General features: G+C 69.3%; 17 protein-coding genes. 11 read left to right on the top strand and 6 right to left on the bottom strand.

All coding sequences use genetic code 11. From position 1 onward, the window contains the following. The first annotated feature begins 210 nt into the window (after positions 1-210). The 5 genes from KIP89_RS06740 (at position 211) to KIP89_RS06720 (ending at position 2,955) form a co-directional block, all read left to right on the top strand. On the top strand, positions 211-594 hold the full coding sequence (locus KIP89_RS06740) for an AtpZ/AtpI family protein (RefSeq protein ID WP_213754647.1): 384 nt from the start codon (positions 211-213) through the stop codon (positions 592-594). Between the two features lie 140 nt (positions 595-734). Next, positions 735-1,484, top strand: coding sequence for a F0F1 ATP synthase subunit A (locus tag KIP89_RS06735; protein ID WP_213755407.1), 750 nt, complete (start codon positions 735-737; stop codon positions 1,482-1,484). Between the two features lie 66 nt (positions 1,485-1,550). Next, positions 1,551-1,778, top strand: coding sequence for a F0F1 ATP synthase subunit C (locus KIP89_RS06730; RefSeq protein WP_013169186.1), 228 nt, complete (start codon positions 1,551-1,553; stop codon positions 1,776-1,778). Between the two features lie 66 nt (positions 1,779-1,844). Beyond that, positions 1,845-2,462, top strand: a complete 618-nt coding sequence (locus KIP89_RS06725; protein ID WP_213754646.1) for a F0F1 ATP synthase subunit B — start codon at positions 1,845-1,847, stop codon at positions 2,460-2,462. A 10-nt stretch (positions 2,463-2,472) separates the two neighbouring features. Further along, positions 2,473-2,955 carry a F0F1 ATP synthase subunit B family protein gene (locus KIP89_RS06720; RefSeq protein ID WP_213754645.1) on the top strand — a complete coding sequence of 161 codons (483 nt, stop codon included), beginning with the start codon at positions 2,473-2,475 and terminating at the stop codon, positions 2,953-2,955. 346 nt (positions 2,956-3,301) lie between these two features. On the opposite strand, the gene KIP89_RS06715 is transcribed toward KIP89_RS06720, so the two are convergent. Both KIP89_RS06715 and KIP89_RS06710 read right to left on the bottom strand, forming a co-directional pair. After that, on the bottom strand, positions 3,302-4,597 hold the full coding sequence (locus tag KIP89_RS06715; protein WP_213754644.1) for a cell wall hydrolase: 1,296 nt from the start codon (positions 4,595-4,597) through the stop codon (positions 3,302-3,304). Between the two features lie 163 nt (positions 4,598-4,760). Then, a complete protein-coding gene (locus KIP89_RS06710) occupies positions 4,761-5,762 on the bottom strand; it encodes an L-threonylcarbamoyladenylate synthase (RefSeq protein ID WP_213754643.1) in 1,002 nt (333 codons plus the stop codon). Positions 5,763-6,040: 278 nt separating this feature from the next. On the opposite strand from KIP89_RS06710, the gene KIP89_RS06705 reads away from it, so the two are divergent. The 3 genes from KIP89_RS06705 (at position 6,041) to KIP89_RS06695 (ending at position 7,794) form a co-directional block, all read left to right on the top strand. Beyond that, positions 6,041-6,970 carry a histone deacetylase family protein gene (locus KIP89_RS06705; protein WP_213754642.1) on the top strand — a complete coding sequence of 310 codons (930 nt, stop codon included), beginning with the start codon at positions 6,041-6,043 and terminating at the stop codon, positions 6,968-6,970. A 98-nt stretch (positions 6,971-7,068) separates the two neighbouring features. Further along, positions 7,069-7,329, top strand: a complete 261-nt coding sequence (locus KIP89_RS06700; RefSeq protein WP_213754641.1) for an exodeoxyribonuclease VII small subunit — start codon at positions 7,069-7,071, stop codon at positions 7,327-7,329. Positions 7,330-7,353: 24 nt separating this feature from the next. After that, positions 7,354-7,794, top strand: coding sequence for a DUF1284 domain-containing protein (locus tag KIP89_RS06695; RefSeq protein WP_213754640.1), 441 nt, complete (start codon positions 7,354-7,356; stop codon positions 7,792-7,794). Here the strand turns inward: KIP89_RS06695 and KIP89_RS06690 are convergent. The 3 genes from KIP89_RS06690 to KIP89_RS06680 are packed head-to-tail and all read right to left on the bottom strand — an operon-like array spanning position 7,791 to position 9,920. After that, entirely contained in the window at positions 7,791-8,042 is a 252-nt protein-coding gene (locus tag KIP89_RS06690) for a DUF1272 domain-containing protein (RefSeq protein WP_213754639.1), read from the bottom strand. The two genes, KIP89_RS06695 and KIP89_RS06690, sit on opposite strands and share 4 nt — an antisense overlap. 13 nt (positions 8,043-8,055) lie before the next feature. Continuing rightward, positions 8,056-8,643: a protein-S-isoprenylcysteine O-methyltransferase gene (locus tag KIP89_RS06685; RefSeq protein WP_213754638.1), complete on the bottom strand. Its 588-nt coding sequence runs from the start codon at positions 8,641-8,643 to the stop codon at positions 8,056-8,058. A gap of 14 nt (positions 8,644-8,657) precedes the next feature. Beyond that, positions 8,658-9,920 (bottom strand): hypothetical protein, encoded by a 1,263-nt coding sequence (locus KIP89_RS06680; protein WP_213754637.1) that lies wholly within the window; start codon positions 9,918-9,920, stop codon positions 8,658-8,660. Positions 9,921-10,132: 212 nt separating this feature from the next. On the opposite strand from KIP89_RS06680, the gene dxs reads away from it, so the two are divergent. Genes dxs through KIP89_RS06665 form a run of 3 tightly spaced genes read left to right on the top strand, consistent with a single transcriptional unit; the run spans position 10,133 to position 14,160 of the window. Next, on the top strand, positions 10,133-12,073 hold the full coding sequence (gene dxs / locus KIP89_RS06675) for a 1-deoxy-D-xylulose-5-phosphate synthase (RefSeq protein WP_213754636.1): 1,941 nt from the start codon (positions 10,133-10,135) through the stop codon (positions 12,071-12,073). A 6-nt stretch (positions 12,074-12,079) separates the two neighbouring features. Beyond that, positions 12,080-12,841 (top strand): TlyA family RNA methyltransferase, encoded by a 762-nt coding sequence (locus tag KIP89_RS06670; protein WP_213754635.1) that lies wholly within the window; start codon positions 12,080-12,082, stop codon positions 12,839-12,841. 2 nt (positions 12,842-12,843) lie between these two features. After that, on the top strand, positions 12,844-14,160 hold the full coding sequence (locus tag KIP89_RS06665) for a class I SAM-dependent RNA methyltransferase (protein ID WP_213754634.1): 1,317 nt from the start codon (positions 12,844-12,846) through the stop codon (positions 14,158-14,160). Here the strand turns inward: KIP89_RS06665 and KIP89_RS06660 are convergent. Further along, entirely contained in the window at positions 14,157-14,960 is an 804-nt protein-coding gene (locus KIP89_RS06660; protein ID WP_213754633.1) for a DUF1194 domain-containing protein, read from the bottom strand. The genes KIP89_RS06665 and KIP89_RS06660 overlap by 4 nt on opposite strands. Positions 14,961-15,060: the final 100 nt, after the last annotated feature.

Below are 15,060 nucleotides of genomic sequence, written 5' to 3'. Positions count from 1 at the left end.
GGCATGCCAAACACCACGCTGTCAGCTTCCCTTGGTGCGGCGCGGCATCGCGACCCCTGCGACAGAGCGTCCACCTTTCAATTTTTCACAGGTTTTACAGTCACTTAAAAGATGACTTCACATCCTTGACACCCCTAGGGCCGAACACTATGGTGCGCCCGGTTTCGGGGTTGGGAAAACCTTCTCCGGCAAAGCCCGAGCGCAGATTAAATGGACGACCGAAACAAAACGGACGGCCAGGCAAACTCGGGAAAGCCGGATCTTTCCGACGCCGAGCTCTCCGGCAGGCTGAGCGGGCTGGGCAGCGCCATCGACAAGGTGCGCGCCGAACGCAGGGCCGAGGAGAAGCAGTCCGCCGTCCCGGATCGGACGTCGGCAACCGCGGGCATGACGCTGGCTTTCCGGTTGGGGAGCGAGTTCGTGGCCGGAGTTCTGGTCGGTGCCGGCCTCGGCTGGGGCGTCGACCGTCTCTTCGGCACCGCGCCGTGGGGCATGATCATCTTGCTGCTGCTCGGCTTTGGCGCCGGCATCATCAACATGATGCGCGCTTCCGGCGAGCTGGGCCGCAAGAAGCCGCCACAGGGCGGTGCGTGACAGGAATTGGGCGGTCGGCCTTCGGGCGGATCGCGGCATATCAACGGTGCGGTCCTTCGGGGTCGTGTCTTTAGGCGGGGGCTGGCGCTTCTTCGGAGCGCCGCGTGTTGAGGGCAGCGACCGGCATGGCCAGTGGCAGCGTGATCGATCCGATCCATCAGTTCCAGATCATCAAGATCGTGGATCTGGGGGCGCCGGGCGGCGTACAGCTCGCCTTCACCAATTCCGCGGCCTTCATGTTCGGCATCGTGGCGCTGGTGTTCTTCTTCCTCACCTTCGCCACCCGCGGGCGCACTCTGGTGCCCGGCCGGCTGCAGTCGCTGGCGGAAGTCTCCTACGAATTCGTCGCCTCGATGGTCCGGTCCACGGCCGGCAATGAGGGGATGAAATTCTTCCCGCTGGTGTTCTCGCTGTTCATCTTCGTGCTGGTCGCCAACTTCGTTGGCATGATCCCGTACACCTTCACGGTCACCAGCCATCTCGTGGTCACCGCCGGGCTGGCGCTGGTCGTCATCCTGACGGTCATCATCTACGGCTTCGTGCGCCACGGCACCCACTTCCTCGGCCTGTTCGTGCCGTCGGGCGTGCCGGCCTTCCTGCTGCCCTTCATGGTCGTGATCGAGGTCATCTCCTTCCTCTCGCGCCCGATCAGCCTCTCGCTGCGTCTGTTCGCCAACATGCTGGCGGGCCACATCGCCATGAAGGTGTTCGCCGGCTTCATCGTCATGATGAGCGCCACGGGCGTCGCCGGCATCCTCGGTGCGACCCTGCCGCTCGCCATGGTGGTGGCGCTGACCGCGCTCGAGTTCCTAGTCGCTTTCCTGCAGGCCTACGTCTTCGCGGTGTTGACCTGCATCTATCTCAACGACGCGCTTCATCCCGGTCACTGACCGGGCGCGTCGCGGGACACTCATCCAGCCTTCAACTCAATCTTGCGAATTCAATAGGAGAAGACCATGGATCCGATCGCCGCCAAGTTCCTCGGTGCCGGTCTCGCCTGTCTCGGCATGGGCCTCGCCGCTATCGGCGTCGGTAACATCTTCGGCAACTTCCTGTCGGGCGCCCTGCGCAACCCGTCGGCGGCCGATGGCCAGTTCGCTCGCGCCTTCATCGGCGCGGCCCTCGCGGAAGGTCTCGGCATCTTCGCGCTGGTCGTTGCCCTCGTCCTGCTCTTCGTGGTCTGACGTCCTGCGGTTACGGGCGCGCCTTCATGGCGCGTCCCTTCCGTTTTGATCGAGGAAGCCTGAACCATGTCCGAGAACCCGGGTCCGTCCGGCACGTTCGTCATCGCCCAGGCGGAAACGCCGGCGGCGCATGGCGCAACGCCCAGCCATGGCGGCGTTGAAATCCAGGTCCCGCCGGGCGAGGCGCACGGCGCGGGCTTCCCGCCCTTCGACGCGCAGACCTTTCCCTCGCAGCTCATCTGGCTGGCGATCGCCTTCGGCGCTCTCTACCTGCTGATGAGCCGCGTCGCGCTGCCGCGCATCGCCACTATCCTCGAGGAACGCCACGACCGTGTGGCCGACGATCTCGAAGAGGCCGGCAAGCTGAAGGCGGAGAGCGAGGCCGCGCAGGCGTCCTATGAGCAGGCGCTTGCCAGCGCCCGCAACAAGGCGCACGGCATCGCCACCGAAACCCGCGACACGCTGGCAGCGGAAGCCGAGACGCGCCGCAAGGCGGTCGAGGCCGAACTGTCCGCCAAGCTGGTGACGGCCGAGGCGCAGATCACCGCCACCAAGACGGCGGCGATGGCCAATGTCCACGGCATCGCGGTCGATGCGGCCGGCGCCATCGTCCACCAGCTGATCGGCTCCACCCCCGCCCCGCAGGCGGTTGAGGCGGCAGTCGATCAGGCCACCAAGAGCTGAGGGCGCGACAATGGGTACAGCCGAACTCTGGGTCGCCGTCGCCTTCGTGATCTTCATGGGGATCGTGATCAAGGCCGGCGCCTTTTCCGGCATGGCGGCCAAGCTCGACGCCCGCGGCGAGCGCATCCGCCAGGAGCTGGAGGAAGCCCGCCGGCTGAAGGAAGAGGCGCAGAAGCTCGTCGCCGAGTATAAGCGCCGCCAGCGCGAGGCCGAGGCGGAAGCCGACGCCATCATCACCACCGCGCGCGCCGAGGCCGAGCGCCTCGCTTCCGAGACCAAGCAGAAGCTTGAGGACCTGATCGCCCGCCGCACCCGGATGGCCGAGCAGAAGATCGCTCAGGCCGAGGCGCAGGCGCTGGCCGATGTGCGGGCCGCCGCGGCAGAGGCGGCGGTAAAGGCGGCGGAGCTGCTGCTCGCCGCCAATGTCGTCGGCGACACCGCCGAGCGTGTCACCGCCGAGGCGGTGAGCGAGGTCAAGGCCAAGCTCAACTGAGCCGTACGCTCAACTGAGCTGATTTCATCCTACGAATTTCCAGACGCCCGGCCGCAAGGTCGGGCGTTTTGGTTTGCAGAGCGGCCCGGCGGCGCTGGCCTGCCGGCCTCCCGGCCGCCGCTCCCGTACGCGGTCATCCCGGACGGCCAACGGCCGATCCGGGATCGCGGCCTCCCGGCCTTCCAGCTTCCCGTTCTCACGCCGTCATCCCCGGGCTTGACCCGGGGATCCCTGACGTCGTCGACGCCGGGGGACCGGCCGAAGGCGTGGATGGCCGGGTCAAGCCCGGCCATGACGGCCATTGGAGTGACGCGCCGCGCCGCCTCCCCAATGCCGTGCCGGCCCGTCAGCTGGTCCAGCGGCGGGGGCGGTAGAAGGTGTGCTCGCCGATCCGGTCGAGCTTGCGCATCTCGCGGATCCAGTTCGGCCGCACCGAGCGCGCGTGGTAATGGGTGGCGCGGGCGACCTTCTCGTCCCACACCAGCCCGTCCAGCATGTCCGCCGCGATCTCCTGCGCCTGTTTCCACAGGCGCGGCTCGGTCACCACGTCCTTGATGTTGTCGCAGGCGAAGGTGAACTGGCAGGCCAGCCGGCGATGCGCGTTCTGGTAGACGGCGCGGCAGATGTCGGCGGGGTAATAGCCGGAGAACACCCGGTTGATCACCACCTGCGCCACCGCGACCTGCCCCCGGCGCGGCTCGCCCCGGCTTTCGAAATACACCGCTTCGGCGAGGCACTTCTCCGAGCGTTCGCGCCGCTTGCCGGTGAGGCCGAGCCGTTCGGCCGGGCTCGGGCCGCTGGCGAGGCGGGCGCCGTCGGTCCCGTCCGCGCTTTTGGCGGCGGTCGTGGTGCCGCCGGGCGGGGAGGGCGGCAAAGGCGGCCCGTCGCGCTCCTCGCGGTGCAGGAAGGGCTGCGGCGGCAGCAGCGCCGTGTCATAGCCGAACACGAAGGCCGCCTGCCGGTAGAGCGGCCGGGTCTCGTCGAATTCAAGCGCCGCCGTGTCCGGCGGGGCGGGGCCGTCATCGCCCGTGCCCTCGCGCCCGGCCAACTGGGCTTCCAGCTGGGCGGGGTCGCCGGTCGGGTCGCCGGCGGAAAGCGAATCGACGCCCGCCCGGTCGAGCGCGGCGCGGTCGCGCGATTCGGGGCCATCCTCGGCTTCCGCCGGGTCCGTGCTGATGCCGGCGAGAACCGTGGCGCCGGTCCCGGTGCCCGTCCCGATGCCGGTGCTGAGATCGAGGCTGGTGCCGCTCCCGGTTCCCGTGCCGGCGCCCGCCAGGCTCGGACCGGTCGGCTGGCCGGCGGCGGCCAGCGGGTCCGCCTCGATGGCGTCGGCGCTCTCCACCGGCAGCCGGTCGCCCTTCTGGCTGCGGTCGATGTCCACCGCGAGGGCAAGGCCGGGCGGCTCGGGAATGGCGGAACCGGAAATCAGCGCCGAGCGCGTCGGCCAGGCGAAGGCGGCGGCCTTCAGCGTGTGGACGGGGCCGGAGAGAATGGAGAGGCGGGCGCGCTCGGCGACGCCGGGCTGATGCGCGAGCCGCCCGGTAATGTCCTGTAGCCCGATGCTGCTGCTCCAGCCGCTCGCGACCAGCAGCGCCAGCGCACCGCACCGTATCCGGCGGCCAAAGCCTCTCGAACCCCACATGGGCAACGCCTACGCAAGAACACGGTTCGGGGCGCGTGACCTGCGGGAGACAGGCAAGGCCGCGCGAACCAACCCTTATGGTTGTCGCGCATTAACCTTGCTCGACGGTTAACCCGGCGGCTTTTCCCGGCAGGCAGGGCAAAACAGGCAGGGGGAAGGGGCGTCAGCGCGGGGCGGAGGCGCGGCGCAGCCGATCGGCGATCGCCTCGCCCAGCCCGTGGCCGGGCAGCGGCACCACGGCGATGCCGGCGGCGCCGCTGGCATCGAGCGCCCGCAGCAGCGCGAACAGGTTTGCCGCCGCCTCGGTGAGGTCGCCGGCCGGGCTGAGGTCGGCCACCGCCACGGCGGACTCGCTGCCGGGCGGGTGGGCGCCGGCGAAGGTCAGCAGCGCCTCGCCGGGGTGCAATTCGAGGGCGTCGAGCCGCACGCGGGCGTTCGGCGCGTAATGCGAGGCGAGCATGCCGGGCGCCAGCGGCGCCTCGTCGTCCTCGGTCTGCGCATGCACCTCCCGCGCGGCGAGCGGGGCCCCGAGCGCGGCTTCGATGGTCTCCCGCGCCAGCCCGCCCGGCCGCAGCATCACCGGCACCTCGCCGGTGCAGTCGAGAATGGTCGATTCCACGCCCACGCGGCTCACCCCGCCATCCAGCACCAGGTCGATGCGGCCCTGAAGGTCCGCCAGCACATGGGCGGCGGAGGTGGGGGAGACATGGCCGGAGCGGTTGGCGCTCGGCGCGGCGATGGGGCGTCCGGCGGCGCGCAGCACCGCCAGAGCCACCGGATGAGCGGGCACGCGGATGGCGACGCTGGTAAGCCCAGCGCGGGCCAGCTCGCTGGTCGCATCCAGATGGGCCGGCACGACCAGCGTCAGCGGCCCCGGCCAGAACCGGGCGGCGAGCCGCTCGGCGGCGTGGGTGAGCTGGCCGACGCGGCGGGCGGCCGCGATATCCGGCACATGGGCGATCAGCGGGTTGAAGGACGGCCGGCCCTTGGCGGCATAGAGGCTGGCCACGGCGCGCGGGTCGGTGGCGTCGCAAGCAAGGCCATAGACCGTCTCGGTCGGCAGCGCCACCAGCCCCCCGGCGACGAGCAGGCGTGCCGCCTCGGCGATACCGGCCTCATCGGCCGCCACATGTCGGGTGGTGCGTTGCTGCGACGTCGCGCTCATAAGTCCTCTCGTTCCGGCCGGCTCGATAGGCCCTCGCCCGGCGCGGGTCAACGCTGCCGGCAGGGCAGGAGTAGGGTAGGGCAGGCTCGCCCGGCGCGAAAAAACCGCGCCCCACCCCTTGCCCGGCTGGTGGCGCGTGCCGACGTGGCATATCGTCCACCATTGGCCGCTGCCGGAGCCGTTCCGGGGCCGGCCAGGGGAGACGGACGGACCCGCCGGCACCACGCCGCTGCCCGACGGCAAAAAACCACCGAACGCCAAACGACCCAAGGAATTCCATGAGCACGCTGCTGATCGCGCACGACGCCTGCCTCGACCACCTCACCCCCGCCGGCCATCCCGAGCGGCCGGACCGTGTGCGGGTGCTGAACCGCGTCTTCGAGGCCGAGGCCTTCGCCACGCTGGCGCGCGAGCAGGCGCCGATGGCCGCGCGCGAGGACATCATCCGCGTGCACCCTGAGGATTTCGTCGAGGCGCTGGAAGCCGCCATTCCGACCGAGGGGCTGGTGCGGATCGACGGCGATACGGTCATGTCGCCCGGCACCTTTGAGGCGATCTCGCGCGGCGTCGGCGGTTCGGTGCTGGCGGTCGACGAGGTGCTCTCCGGCCGCGCGGCCAACGCCTTCGTCTCCATGCGCCCGCCCGGCCACCATGCCGAGACGCGCACGCCGATGGGCTTCTGCCTGTTCAACAATGTCGCCATCGCCGCCCGTCACGCGCAGAAGGTGCACGGCCTCGGGCGCGTCGCCATCGTCGATTTCGACGTGCATCACGGCAATGGCACGCAGGAAATCTTCTTCTCGGACCCGAGCGTGATGTACGCCTCGACCCACCAGATGCCGCTGTTCCCCGGCACCGGCGCGGTCGGCGAGCGCGGCACCACGGATAACATCGTCAACGCGCCGCTGCGCTCGGGCGATGGCGGCGAGCAGTTCCGCGAGGCGTTCGAGAGCCGCATCCTGCCGCGCCTCACCGCCTTCGGGCCGGAACTGATCATCATCTCCGCCGGTTTCGACGCCCATACGCGCGACCCGCTGGCCAATCTCAACCTGCTGGAAGACGATTTCAGCTGGGTCACCAAGAAGCTGATGGAGCTCGCCGACAAGCAGTGCGGCGGCAAGCTAGTCTCGGTGCTGGAAGGCGGCTACGATCTCGAAGGCCTCGCCCGCTCCGCTTCGGCCCATGTGATGGCGCTGATGCGCGGCTGACGGTGCGTGAGGGCACGGATGCGCGGCCGGCATGCCTTCGGGGGTGAGTTGCCGCGCCCGAGCCTGTATAAGGGCGCGAGTCACAGCGGGAGGCAGCGATGAGCGCGGCGACGACCACCGATCTGGCGGAAGTGAACGCCCTGAGCTTCGAGCGGGCGCTGGCCGAGCTTGAGGCCATTGTCGGCAAGCTCGAAGGCGGCAATGTCCCGCTGGAGGAATCCATCGCCCTCTATGCGCGCGGCGAGGCGCTGAAGGCCCGCTGCGACGCGCTGCTGAAGGACGCCGAGGCGCGGGTCGAGAAGATCACGCAGGGCTCCGACGGCCGCCCCACCGGCACCGTGCCGCTCGACGGCGAGTGAGCCCTGCCGGCCCCTGAGCCACGCATGATAAGGCTGCGCGCCCATCATCTGCTCTGCCTGCTCACCTATGTCGGGCGGGGCTACAGCCCCGCCTTCGTCGCCCAGTACAGCGCCATCGTCGCCCGGCTGAACGCAGGCGAGAGCGCAGTGCTGGTCGAGGGGCCGGACGACATCTGCGCGCCCATGCTCGGCGCAACCGATCTTGTGGCTCCCCATCATTGCCATGAGCCGCGCATCACGGCGCGGGACGCCCTCGCACTGGAGGCGGTCGCCGCCGCGCTCGGGCAGGCCTTCGCGCCGGGCGACGCGATCCCGCTCGACGCCCCAACCGTCGCCCGCCTGCGGAAAAACTTCGCCGCCGGGACGATTCGCGCGGCCTGCGCCGCCTGTCAGTGGGACGGGCTGTGTTCAAACATCGCGGCCGGCGGCTCTGCCCGCACGCGGCTGACCGGGTCACCGCTCTAGCTGGCCTTCGCCGCCCGGCAATCCGGGTTGAACACCCGCACGGTCGAGGCCGGGTTGCGCGCCAGCGGGCCCGGCGGGCGCACCGGGCGGCGCACCAGCTCGCCGCCGCAATTGGGGCAGACCCCGCCCAGTAGATTGCCCGCGCACTCCGCGCAGAAGGTGCATTCGAAGGTGCAGATCATCGCCTCGCGCGTATCGGGCGCCAGATCGCGGTCGCAGCACTCGCAGTTCGGACGCAGCTCCAGCACGGTTCTCTCCCGATCAGTAGACGCCCGGCAGCAGCCGCGCGGTGCGTGCGCTATAGGCGCGGTATTCCTCGCCGAACGTGTCCAGCATCATCTTCTCTTCGCGGCCGATGCGGAAGAGGTAGAGAATGCCGAAGCCGATCACCCCGGCCGGGCCGGCGATGAAGTTCGGGATCAGGATCAGCTGGGCGATCGCCCACAGAAAGAAGGCCGAATACATCGGGTGGCGCACATAGCGGTAGACGCCGCCGGTGATCAGCTTGTGGCTGTCCTTGATCTCCAGCGTCACCGACCAGTTCTTGCCGAGGTCCTTGTGGGTGCGGCGGAACAGCCAGAGCGCGGCGATGAAGGTGAGCGTGCCCAGCGCGAACTGCACGGGCGTGTAGGGATAATCCGCCGCGTCGAACAGATGCGAGGTGGCCCAGAACAGCGGGATGATGCCGAGCCCCAGCGTCGAGCAGGAGAGCAGTATCAGCTCGCGCAGCCGGTCGCGCGCATCCACCACGCGCTCGCGCTTCACCTTGCGCTCGAACGGCAGGCGGATGACGTACCAGCCGATCACACCGATGGCCCAGACGATCTTGGCGGCGAGGATGAGGTTCATGGAGTTCCCGTCATTCAGGCGATCAGCGCGCCGTCGATTAGCGTACCGTCTTGGGCGAAGCGGCCCAGCGGTCCTTCGGCGCGCGCGGTGAGGTCGGCAAAGGCCAGCGGGCCCAGCGCGACCATGAAATAATCGTAGGAAGCCTGCCGCTCATTGGCCAGCAGGAACTGGTAATGCACCCGCATCGGCCGTCGGCGCACGCGCTTGAGCTTTTCCGGGCTGAGCATGTGCTTGATGTTGGCGTTGCGCAGCAAGGGCTGGCTGCCCTCGATGGCGTCGAATCCCGCCTGACGCAGCGTCACCGGGTGAAACTTGTAGAAATTGATCGCGTCGTGCCGGCCCTGATACTCGACCCAGGTGAGGCCGGGCGTGCCGGCGACGCGCGCGGCCTGCCGGCGCACCTTCTGCCCGCGCGCGTGCAAAGCGAGCTTGGGGATGGTCGCCCCGCAGGTCATCAGGCACAGCCGCGCCGGGCCGTCGGCAAGGCCGGGGTGGCGGTCGAGCGCGCGGTCGAGCACGCCGAGCATCAGCGTCGCCCCGAGGCTGTGGCCGACCAGCACGATTTCGTCATAAGCGCCGGTCTGTGCCGCCGCCACCAGCACGCCGGCGAACTCGTCGAGCCGCGCATCGACGCTGGGCGTCGCGTCATGCAGATAGTTGCGGGCAAGGTCCCAATCATCGAGCGCCTGATGCAGCCGCCAGTAGCGGCCCGGCCAGCGGAACAGGCCGAAAAACGTTGCCACTCCTGCCGCCAGTCCGGCCAGCACCGCCCCCAGCGTGCCGGCCAGCAGCCAATAGGCGAGGCCCCCGGCGACGAGCCCGCCTAAGGCGAACAGCCAGACCATCACATAGGGAAAGAAGAAGAAGAAGCCGTAGCGCGGGCTGGCGCGGAAATAGCCCCGCGCGGCGCCGCCGAACAGGAAATCGGTCAGCCCGCCAAGGCCGCGCCACAGCCGCACCGGGTCGGGCCGGTCGTCCAGCTCGCGCACGATGTCGTCCCAGGAGAGGATGCGGTAATCGGTCCGCGTGTTCCAGTTCGGGCCGGAGGTGTCGACGTCCCAGCGGGCGAAGGGCAGGGCGCCGTCGTCGCGGCGCGGCGAGACCGCGACCCTGAACGACCACAGCCGCGCGAAGCGCCCGGCCTGGTTGGCGAAGCGACCATGGTGATAGTCCATGCCGGTCGGGTCATGGCCCGGCAGGAACAGCACGAGACGGCGCGTGCCGGCGGCCTGCGCCGTGCCCTCTGCGGTCCTCGCCTGAGATGCCACCTCGTTCATGCCGCTCGGTTCTAAACGAACCGGACGGTTCAATCCAATATTTGTGACATGGCGCCGCGCCGTCTCCACACTCTTGCTCGGCTTTGCTGCGTATCAGTTGCGGAGCGGGCGCCGGTGGGCGCGCGTTGCGCCTGCTGGGGGCATTGTGTATGCCCTTGAACTTCGTCCACTGCATCGCATCTGCCGTGGATGAGCCGTTACCGGAGACGTCCTTGACCCGTCCTTCCACGCCGCTTCTCGATACTGTGCAGGTGCCGGCGGATCTGCGCCGCCTGTCCGACGACAAGCTCCCGCAACTGGCGGCGGAGCTGCGCGCGGAGATGATCGACGCGGTATCCGTCACCGGCGGGCATCTGGGCGCCGGCCTGGGCGTGGTGGAACTCACGGTCGCCCTGCATCACGTGTTCGACACGCCCAATGACCGGCTGATCTGGGATGTCGGCCACCAGTGCTACCCGCACAAGATCCTGACCGGCCGGCGCGAGCGCATCCGCACGCTGCGCCAGGGCGGCGGCCTGTCCGGCTTCACCAATCGCACCGAGAGCATCTACGACCCGTTCGGCGCCGGCCATTCCTCCACCTCGATCTCCGCCGGCCTCGGCATGGCTGTGGCGCGCGATCTGGAGGCGGCCAAGGCCGCCGGCACCAGCCCGCGCAATGTGGTCGCGGTCATCGGCGACGGCGCCATGTCGGCGGGCATGGCCTATGAGGCGATGAACAATGCCGGCGCCATGGATTCGCGCCTCATCGTCATCCTCAACGACAATGACATGTCGATCGCGCCCCCGGTCGGCGCCATGTCGGCCTATCTCGCCCGGCTGATTTCCGGGCGCACCTACCGGTCGCTGCGCGAGACCGCCAAGCAGCTCGCCGGCAATCTGCCGAAGTTCTTCGGCCGTCAGGCGGCGCGGGCGGAGGAGTTCGCGCGCGGCTTCTGGACCGGCGGCACGCTGTTCGAGGAACTCGGCTTCTACTATGTCGGGCCGATCGACGGGCACAATCTCGACCATCTGCTGCCGGTGCTGCGCAATGCGCGCGACAGCGAGACCGGGCCGATCCTGGTCCATGTCGTCACCCAGAAGGGCAAGGGCTACGCCCCCGCCGAGGCCTCGGCCGATAAATATCACGGCGTGCAGCGTTTCGATGTCGCCACCGGCACGCAGCGCAAGGCGGTGTCGAACGCGCCGACCTATACCAGCGTGTTCGCCGAGAGCCTGATCAGCGAGGCGCAGCGCGACGACCGGATCGTTGCCATCAATGCCGCCATGCCCGCGGGCACCGGACTCGATCTGTTCGGTCAGGCCTTTCCCGAGCGCAGCTTCGATGTCGGCATCGCCGAACAGCACGCCGTCACCTTCGCTGCGGGCCTCGCCACCGAGGGCTACAAGCCGTTCTGCGCGATCTACTCCTCCTTCCTCCAGCGCGCCTATGACCAGATCGTGCATGACGTGGCGATCCAGCGCCTGCCGGTGCGCTTCGCCATCGACCGCGCCGGGCTGGTCGGCGCGGATGGCGCCACCCATGTCGGCGCCTTCGACGTGCCGATGCTCGCCTGCCTGCCGGGCATGGTGGTGATGGCCGCCGCCGACGAGGCGGAACTGGTGCACATGGTCGCCACCGCCGCCGCCTATGACGAGGGCCCCATCGCCTTCCGCTACCCGCGCGGCGAGGGCGTCGGCGTCGAGCGGCCCGCGCGCGGCATTCCATTGGAGATCGGTCGCGGCCGCGTGCTGCGCGAGGGCTCGAAGATCGCGCTGCTCTCGCTCGGCACCCGGCTGGCCGCCTGCCTCAACGCCGCCGAGCATCTTGCCGGCTTCGGCCTGTCGGCCACGGTGGCGGATGCCCGCTTCGCCAAGCCGATCGACCGCGATCTGGTGCTGCGTCTTGCCCGCGAGCATGAGGTGCTGATGGTGGTCGAGGAAGGCGCCACGGGCGGCTTCGGCAGCCATGTGCTCACCCTTCTGGCCGAGGCCGGGGCGCTGGATCGCGGCCTCAAGGTGCGCACCCTGGCGCTGCCCGATCTGTTCATCGACCATGATTCGCCGGCCGCGCAGATGAAGCAGGCCGGGCTCGACGCGGATGGCATTGTGCGCGGCGTGTTCGCGGCGCTGGGTCGCGACGAGGAAGCCCGCCTCACCTTGCTGCGCGGCTGAACCGGGATGTCCACGCAGGAGACGCCCGCCGCGCCCACCCGCGACCGGGCCGACCGGGTGCTGGTGGCGCGCGGCCTGTTCGACAGCCGCGCCCGCGCCCAGGCCGCCATCGCCGCCGGTCTGGTCCGGGTCGGCGGGCGCGTCATCGCCAAGCCCTCCGAGACCATTGCCAGTGACGCCGCCATCGAGGCGCAGGAAGCCTATGAATGGGTCTCCCGTGCCGGCCTCAAGCTCGTCGCCGCGCTCGACGCCGCCGGGCTCGACGTGGCCGGGCGGGAGGCGCTCGATGTCGGCGCGTCCACCGGCGGCTTTACCGAGGTGCTGCTGGCGCGCGGTGCCGCCCGCGTCCACGCTATCGATGTCGGCCGCGACCAGCTCCATGCCCGGCTGCGGGACGATCCCCGTATCGTCTCGCGCGAGGCGACCGACATACGCGACCTCGCCCCCGGCGACCTGCCGACCATGGACATCGTCACCATCGACGTCAGCTTCATCTCGCTGGAGGCCGTGCTGCCGGCGGCGCTCGCCCATGCCCGCGCCGGTGCCCATTTCGTCGCGCTGGTGAAGCCGCAATTCGAGGTCGGGCGCGACAAGCTCGCCAAGGGCGGCATCGTCAAGGATGCGGAGGCCCGGCAGGCGGCGGCGGAGCGGATCGAGGCGCGGCTCGCCGCGATGGGGTGGCGCGTGACTCACCGTCTCACCTCGCCCATCCTCGGGGGAGATGGCAATGAGGAGTTCCTCCTCGTCGCCCGGCAGGGGGAAATATGACCATGACACGCGGCGCACGGCCCTCGCCGGCCTCCCCCTTGAGCGAACCGGTCCACACTGCACCGATCGTCCACCCGACTGCACTGACCATCCACCATCTCGGCCAGCGCGGCGACGGGGTGGCGGAGACGGCGGAGGGGCCGGTCTATGTGCCGCTCACCTTGCCCGGTGAAATCGTGGAGGCCGAGCTAAGTCACGACCGTGGCAAGCTTATTTCGATTCTCCAGCCCAGCGCGGAGCGGATCGAGCCGATCTGCCGCCATGTCGGCCAGTGCGGCGGCTGCTCGCTCCAGCACTGGGAGGCATCAAAATACCACGCATGGAAGCGCGAGCTGGTGGCCGACGCCTTGGCCCGCGTCGGATTGTCGCCTGAGATCAAGGACTTGATCCCCGCCCATGGCGAGGGCCGGCGCCGCGCCGTGTTCCATGCCCGCTCCACCGGCGGCAGCGCCGGGCGCGGTAACGACATACTGGCGGTCGGCTTTGCCGGGCGGCGCAGCCACGCCATCGTCGCCATCGATTCCTGCCCCATCCTCGCCCCCGGCCTCGACGGCGCCTTGCCGGCGGCCTGGGCGGTGGCGCAACTCCTTGCCCCGCTTGCGAAACCTCTGGATATCCAGGTCACCGCCACCGATACCGGCCTCGACATGGATGTGCGTGGCAGCGGCCCGCTGCGGCCCGCTCTGGTGGCGCGCCTCGCCGATCTCGCCGAGCGGCACGGCCTCGCCCGCCTGACCCGCCATGGCGAACTCGTGCTCCAGCGCGAACCTCCTGTGATTACAATGGGTTCCGCCCGCGTGCCGTTGCCGCCCGGCTCCTTCCTTCAGGCCACCGCGGCCGGCGAGGAGACGCTGGCCGGGCTGGTTCTGGAGGCGACCAAGGGTGCCGCGCGGGTGGCCGACCTGTTCAGTGGCGTCGGCACCTTCGCCCTGCGCCTCGCCCGCAAGGCGCGGGTAAGTGCTTATGAATCCTCCGATTTGGCGGTGGATGCGCTGACCCGCGCGACGCGCGGCGTGTCCGGCCTGAAGCCGGTCAGCGCCGAGGTGCGCGACCTGTTCCGCCGCCCGCTCTATCCCTTGGAACTCAAGAACTTCGACGCCGTGGTGTTCGATCCGCCCCGCCAGGGCGCGGAGGCGCAGGCCCAGCAACTGGCGCTCAGCAAGGTGCCGCTGGTGGTCGGCGTGTCCTGCGATCCGGCGAGCTTCGCCCGCGATGCCAAGATATTGACCGATAAGGGGTATCGGCTGGACAGCGTGACACCGGTCGACCAGTTTCTCTATTCCGCGCATGTGGAGCTGGTGGGCGTCTTCCGGCGCTAATTGCCCCAGCGTTCCATCCACATGCGCTCGCCAATGGTGCAGGAAATGCGTGGCTCGCCCGCTGCGCGGTGCAATAACACCTCTTTCGGCGGCGTCACCCCGGCGATTTCCAGCACCAGCTTGGTTTTGATCGCGTCGGCAAACTGGTGCGCGCCCCGCACGGGGATGACGAAGGCGCCGGGACCGCCGACCACGCAATCCTCATAATAGATGTCGAGCTGGCCGATATCGAGCATCGAGCCGGCCGGCTCCTTGAGCATCAGCGGCAGGCCGTTAATGGTAATCCCGCGCGCCACAAGGGCATCGCGCGTCGGCTCAACCATCGGCCCCTGATTGTTGGTGCCGTCGCCGGAAATGTCGATGACACGGCGCAAGCCTTTGTAATTGTTGCTCTCCAGCAGATCCGCGCCGAAGTCCATGGCGCCGGATATGGAGGTTCGGTAGACCCGCCGCAGCGGCGCCGCGCGGATCGCCTGCGCGAAGCGTTCCGCATCCGCGCGCCCGCCGACCAGCATCCAGTCGACCACCAGCTTCTGTTCCTCCGCGCCCGCCCATTCGACATAGGCCAGCGCGACGCGGCCATGCGGGCCGAGCTTCAGGGCGTTGAGAAATTCCTGCGAGGTGACGGCACCAATATACCCCTCACGCTGGAGCGCCAGTTCGTCGAGGTCCATCGAATAGGAAATGTCGACCGCCAGCACCAGCTCGACATCGACAGGCTCCTGCGCGCGCAAGGGCGAGGCTGCCAGCAGCCCCAACGCCAGCGTTGATATCGCCGCCCAGAACCTCACGCACGCCATCGCGAACCTCCGTCCATGACGGGACCACGACGTGTCAGAGACGCGTCACATTCGATGGTGACACGGTCGGGCGACGCTCAGAAGCCGAAACTTCACGCCG

It is taken from the genome of Ancylobacter radicis, assembly GCF_018449475.1.
In the GTDB taxonomy this organism is placed as follows: domain Bacteria; phylum Pseudomonadota; class Alphaproteobacteria; order Rhizobiales; family Xanthobacteraceae; genus Ancylobacter; species Ancylobacter radicis.
This window is presented reverse-complemented; position numbering and strand designations above follow the sequence as displayed.

What these genes read in the sequence shown, in the direction of transcription:
- KIP89_RS06740 (WP_213754647.1), top strand. Translation starts at nt 211, where the DNA reads ATGGACGACCGAAACAAAACGGACGGCCAGGCAAACTCGGGAAAGCCG.
- KIP89_RS06730 (WP_013169186.1), top strand. Translation starts at nt 1,551, where the DNA reads ATGGATCCGATCGCCGCCAAGTTCCTCGGTGCCGGTCTCGCCTGTCTC.
- KIP89_RS06725 (WP_213754646.1), top strand. Translation starts at nt 1,845, where the DNA reads ATGTCCGAGAACCCGGGTCCGTCCGGCACGTTCGTCATCGCCCAGGCG.
- KIP89_RS06720 (WP_213754645.1), top strand. Translation starts at nt 2,473, where the DNA reads ATGGGTACAGCCGAACTCTGGGTCGCCGTCGCCTTCGTGATCTTCATG.
- KIP89_RS06715 (WP_213754644.1), bottom strand. Translation starts at nt 4,597, where the DNA reads ATGTGGGGTTCGAGAGGCTTTGGCCGCCGGATACGGTGCGGTGCGCTG.
- KIP89_RS06710 (WP_213754643.1), bottom strand. Translation starts at nt 5,762, where the DNA reads ATGAGCGCGACGTCGCAGCAACGCACCACCCGACATGTGGCGGCCGAT.
- KIP89_RS06705 (WP_213754642.1), top strand. Translation starts at nt 6,041, where the DNA reads ATGAGCACGCTGCTGATCGCGCACGACGCCTGCCTCGACCACCTCACC.
- KIP89_RS06700 (WP_213754641.1), top strand. Translation starts at nt 7,069, where the DNA reads ATGAGCGCGGCGACGACCACCGATCTGGCGGAAGTGAACGCCCTGAGC.
- KIP89_RS06695 (WP_213754640.1), top strand. Translation starts at nt 7,354, where the DNA reads ATGATAAGGCTGCGCGCCCATCATCTGCTCTGCCTGCTCACCTATGTC.
- KIP89_RS06685 (WP_213754638.1), bottom strand. Translation starts at nt 8,643, where the DNA reads ATGAACCTCATCCTCGCCGCCAAGATCGTCTGGGCCATCGGTGTGATC.
- KIP89_RS06680 (WP_213754637.1), bottom strand. Translation starts at nt 9,920, where the DNA reads ATGAACGAGGTGGCATCTCAGGCGAGGACCGCAGAGGGCACGGCGCAG.
- KIP89_RS06670 (WP_213754635.1), top strand. Translation starts at nt 12,080, where the DNA reads ATGTCCACGCAGGAGACGCCCGCCGCGCCCACCCGCGACCGGGCCGAC.
- KIP89_RS06665 (WP_213754634.1), top strand. Translation starts at nt 12,844, where the DNA reads ATGACACGCGGCGCACGGCCCTCGCCGGCCTCCCCCTTGAGCGAACCG.
- KIP89_RS06660 (WP_213754633.1), bottom strand. Translation starts at nt 14,960, where the DNA reads ATGGCGTGCGTGAGGTTCTGGGCGGCGATATCAACGCTGGCGTTGGGG.